Source organism: uncultured Mycobacterium sp., assembly GCF_964249325.1.
In the GTDB taxonomy this organism is placed as follows: domain Bacteria; phylum Actinomycetota; class Actinomycetes; order Mycobacteriales; family Mycobacteriaceae; genus Mycobacterium.
In genome coordinates this window covers 21,108-21,566 of record NZ_CAXUCH010000045.1, presented here as the reverse complement: position 1 = coordinate 21,566, position 459 = coordinate 21,108, and the positions used below count along the sequence as shown (strand labels likewise).

Here is a 459-nt window from a genome sequence, read left to right as displayed (position 1 = left end):
AGCTCCTCGAGCATCGCCGTATTGACGGCATTGAGCTTCTCGGGCCGGTCCAGCTCGATGCGCAAAACAGCGCCGTCTGTGCGGCACGAGATGCCGTTCACCGCCTAAAGACCCAAATCTCGGCCGATGATGTCCTTCATGATCTCGGTGGTGCCACCGAAGATCGTGTAGATGCGCGAATCGACATAGTCGCGGGCGACCCGATATTCGTTCATGTACCCGTAGCCGCCGTGCAACTGCACGCAGCCGTCGATGACTTTCTTGGCAAGCTCGGTGCACCACCACTTGGCTTTGGCCGCCTCCACGGCGGTCAACTCGCCATCGACTACCGCCTGCAGGCACCGGTCGAGGTACTGCTGGCCGACGTCGAGCTCGGTGTCCATCTCGGCCAGCAAAAACCGGTTGTGCTGAAACCTGCCGATCGGCTCGCCGAACGCCTGGCGGTCCTTGGCGTACTGC

General features: G+C 61.7%; 1 pseudogene (cut by a window edge). It reads right to left on the bottom strand.

Features of this window, described 5'->3' with window-relative positions:
- Positions 1–104 precede the first annotated feature (104 nt).
- Positions 105–459, bottom strand: a pseudogene (locus ACFE99_RS08440) (acyl-CoA dehydrogenase family protein) (it continues 793 nt past the right edge of the window).